This is a genomic window from Streptomyces sp. NBC_00154, from assembly GCF_026342835.1.
Classification (GTDB): Bacteria; Actinomycetota; Actinomycetes; order Streptomycetales; family Streptomycetaceae; genus Streptomyces.
In genome coordinates this window covers 7979382-7992359 of record NZ_JAPEMI010000001.1, presented here as the reverse complement: position 1 = coordinate 7992359, position 12978 = coordinate 7979382, and the positions used below count along the sequence as shown (strand labels likewise).

13 protein-coding genes and 1 pseudogene are annotated in these 12978 nt (G+C 68.6%); 3 read left to right on the top strand and 11 right to left on the bottom strand.

The window, feature by feature from the left end:
* Positions 1–33: 33 nt before the first annotated feature.
* The 7 genes and pseudogenes from OHA03_RS36300 to OHA03_RS36275 all read right to left on the bottom strand — a co-directional run.
* A pseudogene (locus OHA03_RS36300) lies at positions 34–257 on the bottom strand (transposase); the annotation flags it as partial.
* A gap of 230 nt (positions 258–487) precedes the next feature.
* The gene (locus OHA03_RS36295; RefSeq protein ID WP_267007856.1) at positions 488–979 is read right to left on the bottom strand and encodes a lamin tail domain-containing protein; all 492 of its coding nucleotides are present in this window, start codon (positions 977–979) and stop codon (positions 488–490) included.
* Between the two features lie 303 nt (positions 980–1282).
* Entirely contained in the window at positions 1283–1759 is a 477-nt protein-coding gene (locus OHA03_RS36290; protein WP_267007855.1) for a lamin tail domain-containing protein, read from the bottom strand.
* Positions 1760–2522: 763 nt separating this feature from the next.
* On the bottom strand, positions 2523–3587 hold the full coding sequence (locus OHA03_RS36285) for an ArsO family NAD(P)H-dependent flavin-containing monooxygenase (RefSeq protein WP_267007854.1): 1065 nt from the start codon (positions 3585–3587) through the stop codon (positions 2523–2525).
* Entirely contained in the window at positions 3584–3805 is a 222-nt protein-coding gene (locus OHA03_RS48100; protein WP_354006161.1) for a DUF2180 family protein, read from the bottom strand. The genes OHA03_RS36285 and OHA03_RS48100 overlap by 4 nt, the downstream gene beginning before the upstream one ends.
* Positions 3805–4932 carry an ACR3 family arsenite efflux transporter gene (arsB, locus tag OHA03_RS36280; protein ID WP_323181316.1) on the bottom strand — a complete coding sequence of 376 codons (1128 nt, stop codon included), beginning with the start codon at positions 4930–4932 and terminating at the stop codon, positions 3805–3807. The genes OHA03_RS48100 and arsB overlap by 1 nt, the downstream gene beginning before the upstream one ends.
* Positions 4929–5177 (bottom strand): transcriptional regulator, encoded by a 249-nt coding sequence (locus tag OHA03_RS36275; RefSeq protein ID WP_267007853.1) that lies wholly within the window; start codon positions 5175–5177, stop codon positions 4929–4931. Before OHA03_RS36275 ends, arsB begins: the two co-directional genes overlap by 4 nt.
* A 92-nt stretch (positions 5178–5269) precedes the next feature.
* Here OHA03_RS36275 and OHA03_RS36270 point away from each other — a divergent pair, with 92 nt between their 5' ends.
* A complete protein-coding gene (locus OHA03_RS36270; protein ID WP_267007852.1) occupies positions 5270–5692 on the top strand; it encodes an arsenate reductase ArsC in 423 nt (140 codons plus the stop codon).
* Between the two features lie 121 nt (positions 5693–5813).
* Here the strand turns inward: OHA03_RS36270 and OHA03_RS36265 are convergent, their stop codons facing one another.
* Positions 5814–6125, bottom strand: coding sequence for a helix-turn-helix transcriptional regulator (locus OHA03_RS36265; protein ID WP_267007851.1), 312 nt, complete (start codon positions 6123–6125; stop codon positions 5814–5816).
* Between the two features lie 144 nt (positions 6126–6269).
* On the opposite strand from OHA03_RS36265, the gene OHA03_RS36260 reads away from it, so the two are divergent.
* Positions 6270–6707, top strand: a complete 438-nt coding sequence (locus OHA03_RS36260) for an arsenate reductase ArsC (protein WP_267007850.1) — start codon at positions 6270–6272, stop codon at positions 6705–6707.
* On the opposite strand, the gene OHA03_RS36255 is transcribed toward OHA03_RS36260, so the two are convergent.
* The 3 genes from OHA03_RS36255 to OHA03_RS36245 form a co-directional block, all read right to left on the bottom strand.
* Positions 6694–8541, bottom strand: a complete 1848-nt coding sequence (locus OHA03_RS36255; RefSeq protein ID WP_267007849.1) for a copper resistance CopC/CopD family protein — start codon at positions 8539–8541, stop codon at positions 6694–6696. The genes OHA03_RS36260 and OHA03_RS36255 overlap by 14 nt on opposite strands.
* 19 nt (positions 8542–8560) lie before the next feature.
* Positions 8561–9286, bottom strand: a complete 726-nt coding sequence (locus OHA03_RS36250; RefSeq protein ID WP_267007848.1) for a YcnI family protein — start codon at positions 9284–9286, stop codon at positions 8561–8563.
* Positions 9287–9436: 150 nt separating this feature from the next.
* Positions 9437–10150 (bottom strand): hypothetical protein, encoded by a 714-nt coding sequence (locus tag OHA03_RS36245; RefSeq protein WP_267007847.1) that lies wholly within the window; start codon positions 10148–10150, stop codon positions 9437–9439.
* Between the two features lie 389 nt (positions 10151–10539).
* On the opposite strand from OHA03_RS36245, the gene OHA03_RS36240 reads away from it, so the two are divergent.
* The gene (locus OHA03_RS36240; protein ID WP_267008277.1) at positions 10540–12873 is read left to right on the top strand and encodes a molybdopterin-dependent oxidoreductase; all 2334 of its coding nucleotides are present in this window, start codon (positions 10540–10542) and stop codon (positions 12871–12873) included.
* The last annotated feature ends 105 nt before the right edge of the window (positions 12874–12978 follow it).

The following is a 12978-nucleotide window of genomic DNA, read 5'->3' as shown; positions in this document are numbered from 1 at the left end:
GCCGGCTAGCTTCATCGCGCTGACCGCGAGGCCTCGGCGCCGATAGTGGGCGTTGGCACCTGGCGAGTGGGTGAGGGTGGCGAAAGCCCACAGGTATCCGGCGTGATTGAGCCGGTTGTTCTTCACAAACCGGCGCCCGACGTACTTGCGTTTGCCCGAGGCCCGGGTGATCGGGGCAGATCCCGCGTAGGCCCTCAGTCCCCCGGCGGTAGCGAAGCGGTGCGGTCGTCCCCGATCTCCGCCAGGAGGCGGGCGCCGGGGCCGCGGTCCACGCCGGCGGCCGCGACGGTCTCGGCCAGCCACGCGTTGTCCCGCTTCGCTGCGCGCTGCCAGCACGCTCTCCACGGGGCCGTCCTTGGAGGTGAAGTCCAGGTAACGCGTTTCGTGGACACTCCGATGCGGGCGCACAACTCGGCAACACCTCTCCTGCGTGGGAGGAAGCGCTCTGGCCCCACCGCGCCAGACGGTGGGGCCAGGCTCTGCGGATTCAGTGATAGGTGATGTAGCCGTTGCCGTCGCGGTCGTTCTTGCTCTTCGTGTAGGAGTGGACGTCCGCGCGGGCGCCGGAGGGCTTGTAGAGGTAGATCGTGTCCTTGTCGTTGTTCCACATGAAGTTGCAGTTGTCGCGGTAGACGACGTTCTTGGCGTCGGAGTCGGTGCCGTTGCCGCCGCGGAGTTTCACGTAGTCGCCGGGCTGCAGGTAGTGGTTCGCGGGGAACGTGAACCGGTTCCCGGCGGCGTCCTTGACGACGTAGCCCTTGAGGTTGACGGTCGTGGTGGACGAGTAGTTCTTGACGGTCAGGTACTCCTCGCGGGTGTTGCCGGAGGAGCACTTGTTGGAGTCCGGGCCGGGTGCGTCGTACTGGATGCCGCGGACCTTCAGCGCAGAGGAGTATTCGGCGCCCTGGGCCGGGACCGCAGTAAGAGCAGCGAGCGTGCCGGCCGTGAGAACAGCGGCGATGGCGGCATGGGTGCGCAAGGTGAAGTCCCCCTCAAGCGTGGTGATGGGCAGCAGAAGCGCCCAGGGAATGACGAGCCTCTGGTGACCGATTTCAAGCCTCTTGTTCCGGACATTGCCGACACTGGCACGGTGGATGGCCTGGCCTGTCGGACTCCGTGCGCCAGGAGCCGTCCCTCGTGTTGCCTCGCCCCGCCGGTCATGCGGTTCCGGTAGGGGTGTGGAGGCGGGTGCCGGGCAGGTCAGGCTGCCCGGCACCCCTAGGAGAAGGCAGGGGCTGTCATCCGTCGTCAGGCGTTCAGCCTCCCCGTCCCCGGTTCCCGGTCAGCGGCGGTGGTGGCCCCAACCCCGGCCCCAGGTCTCGGTGTCGACGGTGCGGCCGCGGTCGTCGCGCAGGGTCGCGGTGTCGGAACGGTTGTCCCAGACGTAGTTGCGGCGGTCCTGGTAGAGGTCAGTGCGGGTATCGCGGCCGATACCGGTGTGGATCCGGACGGTGGCACGGCCCGCGAGGCGGACGTCGTCGAAGCGGTAACGGTGGCCGTCCTCGTCGCGCAGCGTCCAGCCATCCAGGTTCACCGCCCGACGGGTGTTGTTGGTGAGCTCGACCCACTCGGCGTTCAGCGACCGGTTGGTGCGGTTGTCGCGTCCGGGGCTGTCGGCCTGCACGGCGCTGATCTCGACCCGCGGGTGCCGGTGGCGGTCGTTGTCGTGAGCGGAGGCCGGCAGGGCGACGGCGGAGACGACGGCGCCGGCGGCCAGGACGGTGGCCGCGATACGGCGGGCGGATACAGAAGCAGACATAGGTGATGCCCCCTCAAGAACAGTGCCCCACCAGCCGATACAGGCCGAAGGGCGGTGCGGATACCCCGGCCTCTCGTAGGCCGAGGACCCAAACTGTGACCCGCCGGCGAGGCCAACGGCAGGCCCACCAAAGCCGGTTACCGAATACGGATATTTCCATTACTGTCGCCTGTAGTCGGCACCCATACACGGCGGGCATGGCCGCGGCGTTCACTGACCGCTACACCCACCCCTTGAAAGATCAACAGCAAGCCCTTCCCTGCTCCGGCGCACAACCCACCACACCACCCGGCGCACCACCCCCACAACGGGCACGATCTTGGTAACGGACGCCCTGCGCCTTTCTTCGCACACCCAAGCCCACATCGCACAACAGCACGGGAAACAAGGGCTCCTGTCACGACGGGGGAATACGCGACAGGAGCCCTCACCGGACCGACTGCCCCGAACCCCGCCAGCAACACACAACGTGGCTTTGTCCACGGGCAGTGGTTCGGACTCAACTTCTGTGGTGGCGGCGTTTGAGGTGAGCTGACCTCGGGCAGCATCGACACCCTCGGCGACCTGGTTCCGCGTCTGCGAGAAGCGGCATGGCCGACGGTATTCGGCGCACATGCGGGCCAGCGGGAGTGTCCACAATCAGGGTGAGAGCGGCGGGGTCGTCATCGTCAATGAAGCGCCACAGGGCAGGAGATGCAGTCACAGCGCCCGCCTTTCAGCACCCAAAGCGTCCGGAATTTTCGTGATCCACCGGTCTGGACGGTCACTGGGACAGATGCCTCGCGATGTTCTCGGCGGCATCGCGGGCAGGGCGTCCCACGCCGATGAGGGTGGCGGAGGCCGGCCCCGTCCAGTCGCCGTAGCCGAGCAGGTGCAACCGTGGCTCGCCGACCGCACGGGTGCCGTCGGTGGCGATGTGCCCGCGCACGCCGCGCAGGCCCAGAGGGGCGAGGTAGGACAGCGCGGGGCGGAACCCGGTGCACCAGATCACCGCGTCCGCGCGGGCGGTCGTGCCGTCGCTCCACTGGATGCCGTCGGCAACGAGCCGCTCGAACATTGGCTGGGCCTTCAGAAGCCCTGCGTCCCGCGCTGCGCGGACCGGTGGGACGGCGACGATGTCACCGAGCGAGGCGACGCCGCCGATGTCGGGGCGGCCTTCATCCAGGGCGCGGCGGCGGGCGGTGGCCGCGTCGAACAGGGCGCGGCCGTCGATGTCGTCGGCGAGGAAGCGGGGCGGGCGCTGGGTGACCCAGGTCAGGTCGATGCCGTCGTGGGTGGCGAGGTCGGCGGCGATCTGTGCGCCGGAGTTCCCGCCGCCGACCACGACCACTCGCTGTCCGGCGAAGTCGGACGGCCGCCGGTAGCCGGTGGTGTGGAGCTGGCGGCCGGTGAAAACCTCCTGGCCGGGTATTGCGGGCAGGAAGGGGCGCCACCAGGTGCCGGTCGCTGAGATGACCGCCCGCGCCAGCCAGTCACCGGTGTCCGTCTCCACTCGCAGCCGATCACCGTCCCGGCGCACTGCCCGGACGCGGACCGGGCGGTGGACGGGCAGGTCGTAGCGCTGCTCGTAGTCGGTCAGGTACTCCACCACGTGCCCGGCGTCCGGGTACTCCTGGCCTGGTTGAGCGGGCATGATGCGGCCGGGCAATGAGGAGAACGGGGCCGGGGAGAACAGGTGCAGAGAGTTCCAGGTGTGCTGCCAGGCCCCGCCGGGCGTGCTCTGGGCGTCGAGGATCACGAAGTCCAGCTTCTTGCGGCGCAGGTAGTACCCGGCGGCGAGCCCGGCCTGCCCGCCGCCGATCACCACAACGTCCGCCACCCCGGTCACCGGGTCAGAGCCGCTACGGCCGGTGCCTCGACTGCGGCACACACCGGGCACAGCACCGTCCGCGCTTCGGCCTCGCCGGGGGTTCCGATCAGACTGCCGCGTCGCACGCTCCGGGTCGCGACGCGGGCATGCGCCGCGCAGACCCCGGCGCCACAGCCCTGACAGACCCCGATGGTGGGGCTATTCGTTCCCGGGGTGCGGCAGTCGAGGCAGTGCATCAGCTGTCCCTTCCAAGGGTGGTGAGTGCTGTGGGCGTGAACTTCTTACGCCAGGCCAGCGCGACGTACACGAGTCCGATCAGGACGGGAACCTCGATCAGGGGGCCGACGACGCCGGACAGTGCCTGTCCGGAGGTGACGCCGAAGGTGGCGATGGCGACCGCGATGGCGAGTTCGAAATTGTTGCCCGCCGCGGTGAACGCCAGCGTGGCCGTGCGGTCGTATGCCAGCCCAAGGCCCTTGCCGAGGAGGAAGGTGCCGAAGAACATGATCGCGAAGTAGACGAGCAGCGGCAGCGCGATCCGGACCACGTCCAGCGGCTGCGAGGTGATCGTCTTCCCCTGCAGGGCGAACAGGATGACGATCGTGAAGAGCAGCCCGTACAGCGCCCACGGGCCGATCTTCGGCAGGAACTTCGTCTCGTAGGACTCGCGGCCCATCTTCTGCTCGCCGATGCGGCGGGTGAGGAACCCGGCCAGGAGTGGGATGCCGAGGAACACGATGACGTTGAGGGCGATGTGCCACACGGAGACGTCCAGGCCCTGGCCGTCGCCGAGGTTCAGCCACCGGGGCAGCAGGTCGAGGTAGAACCAGCCCAGCACGCCGAAGGCGATCACCTGGAACACGCTGTTGAGCGCGACGAGTACGGCGGCGGCTTCGCGGTCGCCGCAGGCGAGGTCGTTCCAGATGATGACCATGGCGATGCAGCGCGCGAGGCCGACGATGATCAGGCCGGTGCGGTACTCGGGCAGGTCGGGCAGGAAGATCCACGCCAGGGCGAACATGACCGCGGGGCCGACGATCCAGTTGATGACCAGCGAGGACACCATCAGCTTCTTGTCGCCGGTGACGGTGTCGAGCTTGTCGTAGCGGACCTTGGCCAGCACCGGGTACATCATCACGAGCAGACCGAGCGCGATCGGCAGGGAGATACCGCCGACCTCGATCTTCGCCAGTGCGTCGTTCATCCCGGGGATCAGCCGCCCCAGGCCCAGGCCGACGGCCATGGCGAGCAGGATCCACACCGCGAGATAGCGGTCGAGGGTGGAGAGCTTCTTGACGATTGAGTCGTCCCCGCCCGCGGCCTGGTCGGCAGCGGGGGTCGTCGTGGTGCGCTCGGTCGTCACGGGCAGGCCCTCTTGTTCTGTGCAGTGGCGTGCGGGGACTTGGTGAGTTGCTGCGACAGGGACACCAGGGGTTCGGTTCGTCGGTAGTTGGTGAAGTGGCTGCAGGTCTCGGTGCCCACCAGTCCGGCCCGCTGGTGCACCTGCATGTGGTTGGGCAGGTGGGTCTGTTTCGTGCCCGTCTCCTGCCTCAGGTAAGTGGGGTCGTCCAGCACCCAAATTGCATCAGCATCGACTGAAGTCAGCATGCACTGATAGTCTCACATCATTGGCAGCTGACACCAACTGACAGTGATGTCATGGGTGGATGATGCCGCCGTGAGCGAAAGAGACGATCACCATGACCAAACCCTCCGGCAAGCCGTCCGTCCTGTTCGTGTGCGTCCACAACGCCGGACGATCCCAGATGGCCGCCGCCTGGCTCACCCACCTGGCAGGAGACCGCGTCGAGGTCCGTTCCGCGGGCACCGACCCCGGCGCCGAAGTGGAACCCGCCGCGGTCGCCGCGATGGCCGAGGTCGGCATCGACATCTCCGCCGAAGCCCCCAAGGCCCTCACGGTGGACGCGGTCAAGGAGTCCGACGTCTGCATCACGATGGGCTGTGGCGACACCTGTCCCGTCTTCCCCGGCAAGCGCTACCTCGACTGGAAGCTCGACGACCCCGCCGGGCGGGACGTGGGCGGGGTCCGCCCCATCCGTGACGAGATCAAGGCGCTGGTCGAGGGCCTCCTCGCCGAGATCGCCCTCGAAGAGCAGCCGTGAGCGAGATACGCAATGCGGCCACTCCCTGAAACTCGGTGCCGGGGCCGCCTGGCGGGGCGCCCCGGCATCGACCCTCATCCAACCCGGTACCGGCTGCTCCCATCGCCGAGGCGACACACGTTCAGCAGGAACGTTTGCGTCCCGACTCGGCCGTCTCCTGGGCGTCGGCGGCCAGTTGGGCGAACTGCGCAGACAGCGCAGACATGACCTCGGGCTTCAGCCGGTAGTACGTCCAGCGCCCGCACGGCTCGGTCTCGACGACTCCGGCCTCGCGCAGCACCTTCATATGGTTGGACAGATTGGTCTGCCGCGCGCCGGTCTCCTCGACCAGGTGGGTCGTGCACAGCGCCTCGCGTGCCAGCAGCGTCACGATCTGCAGACGCAGAGGGTCGGCGAGCACACGCAAAATGTCAGTGTCGACTGATGTCAGCATGTACTGATAATCTCACACTCCGGGGCACTGCAGCTACTTATCGGCCGCCCCACACCTGTCTTCGGCAGTCAATGCCCGAGAGACCGCCGTACCCATCTTCTCCCGCCGAACCACCAGCACCGCTTGCACCACAAAGGAACAGCCATGGCCGACTCCCCCCGCACCTCCGTCCTGTTCGTGTGCGTCCACAACGCCGGCCGATCCCAGATGGCCGCCGCCTGGCTCACCCACATTTCCCAGGGACGCATCGATGTCCGCTCCGCCGGCACCCTGCCGGCCGACCAGATCAACCCCCGTGCCGTGGAAGCGATGCGCGAAGTCGGCATCGACCTGGCCAGCCGCACACCCCAGGTCCTGACGCGGGACGCGGTCCAGGCCTCCGACTACGTCATCACCATGGGCTGCGGTGACACCTGCCCGGTCTTCCCCGGCAAGACCTACCTCGACTGGCAGCTGGACGACCCGGCGGGCCAGGACCTGAGCTTCGTGCGCCGCGTCCGCGACGACATCAAGGAACGTGTGGAAGGCCTGATCGCCGAGATCGACCTGCGCCACGTCAGCCCCGGCCTCAGCCGATGCTGACCTGTCTGCGCACCGTGACCTGATCGACCTCGGACGTCCGTACGGTCACCGCCAGCTCCCATACGCCAGCCACCGGCACCTGGAAACCCGACATCGTCCAGTGGCCCGCGGAGGCCCGCCGCACAGGCACGCGCAGCGGACCGATCCCCTGCGCTTTCGAGGTCAGCGAGACCTGCACTTCGGGAACGTCGAGCATGGCGCCGCCGGGCTCCGTGATCGACACATGCACGGCGTTCGTGCCGCTGCGGCCGGGATCCACCACGACGGTCGCCGTGCCGCGCCCGCGCGCGCCGTGCGTGTCGAACTCCATCTGGACGGCCGGAGCAGTGGCTGCGCCGGAACGGGAAGACGCCAAGGATTCCTGGGTGCGGGCCGGTTCGGTGGAGGTGAGGGCCGTAGTGATGGCAAGCACGCATACGCCGACCAGGGCTTCCGCGGCCACCCACCGGCGCAGTACGGGCCGGCCGCCTCCTTCCTGCCGGGAGGGCGCAGGGGGCTTTTCCCGGCCCGCTGTCTCGGCGGCTCGGGTGGGCGGGCCGTGCCGGGCGGGGACGGCCTGCGCCACCCGCGGCGGTGCCGCAACCGTGTCGGGTACTGCTTCCGACACAGCGAGGCGGCTTGTGAAACGCCGCGAGAAGTAGGCAAGACACAGCAGCAGACCCACGGCAGCCACCTTCGCCGTCAGCAGCTGCCCGTAGCGGGTGCCAGTAAGGGCGGAGAAGGAGCCCACCTGCCGCCAGGACTGGTAGAGGCCGGTTCCCGCGAGGACCACGACGCTGGTGAACGCCAGCCGTGAGAACCGGGTCACCGCCGACACGGGAAGCTTGGGGGTCCGCCACAGAGCCAGCGTCAGCACGCACAGTCCGCCCAACCAGACTGCTGCGGCCAGCAGATGCAGCACGTCCACCGGCACCGCCACCGTTGACTGCAGTCCTGTCGAAGCGTGCTCCGCCCCGGCCCAGGTCGCGGCCAGTGCCACGGCCACCACGGCCGCGCCCGTCTTCAGCAACGCGTCCTTACGTCCAGCCATCAGCGCCACCGGCCGGGTGCGGCGTTGCCGGGGCGACAGCCACAGGAACCAGACCAACGCGCAAGCTGCCAGCAGGATCAAACGCACCCCCAGCATCACGCCGGCCTTCGTCTGCGCGGCCTGCACCAGTCGTGACCAGTCGGCGATCTCACCGAAGCGGCCAGAGCCGGTGTAGGCGCCTCGCATCAACAGCAGCGCCGCGCTGCAGCCGCTCACCACACCCCACCCGGCCACGACGGCGCGGCGCAGCAGGCGCTGGCGCTGCCCCTGCGGCCAGCACGCCAGCAGGAACGAGACGCCCCCGACGAGCAGGAGGAGTCCGGCGTAGGCGCCGAACCTGCCTGCTGTATAGGCCCGTCCGACCGGCGTGGAGTCCGCGCTCGCAACAGCACTCGAAGCGGACACGGACGTCTTCGAGGGAGCGCCCACGGAGAAGGTGAACGCACCGGCAACGGGATGGCTGTCGGCGGAGACCACGTGGTAGACCACCGTGTAGGTGCCGCGGTCCAGCTTGCCGCGCAGCCCCACCGCATAGGTGGTGCCGTGCTGCGCGCGGGGCTTGGCGTCGTCCACCCGCCGGCCGGCGGGATCAAGGACGCGGACGGCGCTGCTGGAGAGGGCGACCTTCTCGGAGAAGACCAGGACGACCCGGGCGGGGGCCTGGGTGGTCACCGCTCCCTGCTCGGGCGTGCTGTTCGTCAGCGCCGCGTGGGCGTCGGCCGGAGCGGTGCTGCCCAGCAGCAGGCCCACGACAGCCAGGACCACAAAGGCCCAGCTGCGCAGGCGGGGAGCGGTGACCGTCATCGAGACTCCCTAGGCCTGATCAGGCGCGGCTGCGGCGACGGCCCGACAGGACACCGAACAGGACACCGGCGGCGCCCACGACGATGCCCGCGATGCCCAGGCCGCGTGCCGTGCCGTCACTGCTGTCGTCTGCCGCGGCAGCCGTCTTCGTGCCGGCCTTGGACGCTGACGCCTGGTCGGCGGCCGCCTCATCGTGGTGGTCGTCGGAGGCGGCGGACAGCTGCAGGGCCGGCGCGGGATGTTCTGGTTCCTCCTGGCCCTCGGCCTGCGGCTCGATCCACCGCACGACTTCCTTGTTGCTGTAGGTCTGCAGCGCCTTGAACACGAGCTGGTCGGTGTCCTCAGGCAGCTGCCCCAGCGAGAGGGGGAACTTCTGGAAGTAGCCCGGCTCAATGCCCTTGTCGGTGGCCGTCCAGGTGACCTTGCTGACCGCGACGTCGATGCTCTCGCCGTGCATCTTCAGCGGCTTGTCCAGCTTCGACTTGGTGACCTTGATGTCCCAGCCCGCGACCGCCTGCGGCATGACCGACGCCAGGGGGTGCTCCGTGGGGAAGGTGACCTCGACCTTGGTGGTGGAGGCGTCGTCCCGTTCGTTGGGGACCTTGAAGTTCACTGTGGCGTAGCCGCCCTTGGCGGCCACGCCTTCCGGCTGCACGGATACGTGAGCGAAGGCAGGCGCCGACAGCAGCACGACACCCGTGGCCGCGGCAGCGGCGACGACGCCGATACGGGAAGAAGAACGCATGGCAAGACACTCCGGTGTGACCGGCCCCGCGCGCACAGCCGTCACCGGCTGCGCCTGAGGGGCAAAAGGACAAGGGGTGGTTTCCGCGCAGCACACGGCGGCGCGGTCATCGACGCGTGACCCGGCTCAGCGCACGGGGCAGATGTCGCGTCAGACGGTGACGGCCACCCCGGCCGGAGGTCCGCGCCGCGTCACCGCATGCGCCAGCGCCACCGATGTCCAACCCGTGGGGTCCGGGTCCCGCCAGCACGGCGCGCAGCACAGCAGCCGTGCCACCGCTCCCAGACAGCAGGGCCGCGGCCGGACCCGGCACGAGAGCGTCCGGATCAGCGCCAGTGCGGCACTGCTCAGGCAGGGGCCGGCCAGAGCGCAGATCCTCCCCACCGCGGCGTCCCCGCTGCGCAGCACCCAGGCAGCGCAGGCTGCGGCCACGATGTGCCCGCACAGCATGGGAAGCGTCGGGATCAGGGCCGCCAGGCCCGCCGACGGCATCGGCATCGCCGCATGCGCGGCGGCGTCCATGGGCATGTGCGCGGCCGCGGCGGACGGCATAGTGACGGTAAAGAATGTATGCAGGCCGATCTGCAGGAGGGACAGCAGAGCGGCGCTGAACGCGACGGACTTGCGTCGTCCGGCGACTGGCGCGATGAGACCCGAGGCCGCCACAGCGCCGAGCGCGACGACGCCGGCGGGCGGCGTCATCCCTGTGGCCACCGTGTGACCGCAGGCTGACAGCAGCACGCACACCGTGGTGAACGCGACGGTACGCAGCAGCCGGTCGCCGCAGGCCCGGCGCGCGAAGGGCCGGAACAACGCCCGGCCGGCTTGCCGTTCACGGCGCCGTGAACGTATACCAGGCTGCATTCCACCCCCCTCTTTCGTTGCTGCAGACCTGATCCCGCGTGTGCCGCAGTTGTGACTGATGCAGCGTCAAAGTGCATGAGAAGCAGCCCTCGTGGCGCATCGAGGGTGACGGCATCCACCCTAGCCTGCTGATTAGATATGTCTCTAGACAGAAGGTCGCGGTCACTTCTACGCTCAGCCCGCCTGATCAACCACAGGGGGAGCCGGACGTGCCCAAGAGCAACAATTTTTCCAGACGTCATCTGATCCAAGGTGCCGCGTTGACGAGCGCCACCCTGCTCGTCAAGGCGCCGCCCGCGGCCGCCGAAGAGGGCACCGGCACGGCAGCCGCGCACAGCGATCTGGCTTCAGGCGAACGCCAGTTGAACTTCACTGAGGGTTCGGCGGCCATGCAGCCCGACCGGACCGTCACCAGTGCCTGCCAGTTCTGTAACTCCAACTGCGCGATCTCCGTCGGGATGCGCGCCGACCGCATCATCAGCATCCAGGGCGGTCCCGGCGACCCGGTCCAGCAGGGCAACCTATGCGTCAAGGCGCCCATGATGGCCGAACTCGTCTACAGCCCCCTGCGGTTGACCAAGCCCCTCATCCGCACAGGCGGCCGCAAGGGATCGACCGACTCCACCTTCCGGGAAGCCACCTGGGACGAAGCCCTCGACGTCATCGCCCAGCGCCTACTCAAACTCCGCGACACCGGCCAGGCCGCATCCATCGCCAACCGCACCACCGGACGCCTGCCCCGCGGCACCGGCTCCCTGGTCGCCCGTCTCTTCGCGCTGCTCGGCAGTCCCAACAACACCGACGTCGGACCGGTCTGCAACGACGCCGGCGGCAACGCACTCAAGACCACCTTCGGGCTCGGCAACTTCACCAACGGCTACGGAACAGACGGCGCCACCGGCAAGGACGACCTCGGCTCGGCAGACTATTTCCTCTTCCTCGGAACCAACCAGGCCGAGACCCACCCCGTCACCTTCGACTACCTCCTGCGCGGCCGCGCCCGGACCAAGGCCAAGCTCGTGGTCGTCGACCCACGCCGCACCCCCACCGGCGCCCAGGCCGACGAATGGATCTCCCCCAAACCCCACACCGATCTCGCCCTCGCCCTGGGCATGCTCCACCACATCCTCGACGAAAAGCTGTACGACAAGGCCTTCATCGACCGCTGGGTGCTCGGCTTCGCCGAACTCAAAACCCACATGGCAGCGTCCGGCTACACCCCCCAGTGGGCCGCCTCCGTCACTGGAGTTCCCGCCGCCACCATCCGCCGCCTGGCACGCGACTACGCCGGCGCCAAGTCGGCCGCCATCTTCTGCAACGCCGGAATCTCCCATCAGCTCGGCGCCTTCGACACCTACCGGGTCCTTACGTTCCTTGCCGCCGTCACCGGCAACATCGGCAAGCTCGGCTCCGGCTGCAACTTCATGCACAACACCTGGCCGGGCGACCTGCACCTGCCCGAACTGGCGGTCAAGACACCAGACCTGACCCAGGCGCTGCCCGTAGGCCCCGACTACTTCGCCGAATCGATCCTCACCGGCAAGCCCTACCAGCTCAAGGCCGTCATCACCCAGGGCAACCCGCTCATCTCCTCAGCCAACACCGAGAAGGTCAAAGAGGCCTTCCGCAACCTCGACTTCTACGTCTACACAGGCCTGTTCATGGAGGAGGCCGCCTACTACGCCGACGTCGTCCTCCCCGTCAGCGCCGCTCTGGAGTTCGAAGGCGTCTACATGCGCCGCGACGACCGTGCCATCCGCTGGCAGGAAGCCGCAGTCGCCCGCACCGGCCACTCCAAGCCGGACTGGGAGATCTGGATCGACCTGGCCCACGCCTTCGCACGCAACGACCGCCGCAAGCCCGCCTCGTACTGGGCCGACGCCTTCCCACCGGCCTGGAAGGACTACCCCACACTGTGGGCCGAGTTCGTCAAGCACACCCCGGGCATGGGCGGCATGACCCAAAAGCGCATGCAGGAGCGCACCGAACCCCTGCGCTGGCCCTGCCCCACCCCCGAACATCCCGGCGTCAGCGCCCTGTACCAAGACCACCCCTCCTGGTACGAGGCCGCCGAGTCCCTCGGCGGGAAGAAGGGGCAGCGCTTCCTCACTCCGAGCGGCAAGATCGAAATCTTCACCGACGCGCTCGACAAGCAGCTCGCGACCGCCGGACACGCCGCGCTGCCCAGCTTCTACACCCACCCCGAAGTCACCGGCTCCCACCCCACGCTCGCCTACGAGAAGGGCTTCATCGCCAGCCCCATCAACCCGCAGGCACTGACGCACCCGGTACAGCTCGGCGTGAAGGGTGACGGAAGGGTGCACCGCGACTATCCGCTCATGGGCATGACTGGCCGTCCCAGCGTCGTCCACTTCGCGTCCGTCACCCACTGGACCCCCACCGGCGAACAGCTCAACGGCATCCGCCTCCTGCAGATCCACCCCGACACCGCCCGCCGCCTTGGCATCGGCGACCGCGACGAGGTCCTCGTCGAAAGCCCCCGCGGCAAGGTCACCGCCACCGCCTTGTATTGGCCGGGCATTCGCGAGGACACGGTCTTCCTCCCCAACACCTTCGGCCCGGCCCAGAAGGTCGCTGACCAGTTCGACGACCCGCGCTACGAAGCGGCCAACACCCTGGTCGACGACCGCTACTACGACAACCTCTCCGGGCAGCAGGCCTACAAATGCTTCGCCTGCCGCGTCAGCAAGGCACCCGCCTGAGCCAGCCTGGCGGCGCTTTCCCGCAAGAAGCCCCGCCAGGCGACTGCCCTGCCTCCGCCAGAAACACCCCAACTGCGCGGAGGCAGGGCCACCAACCAAAAGAAG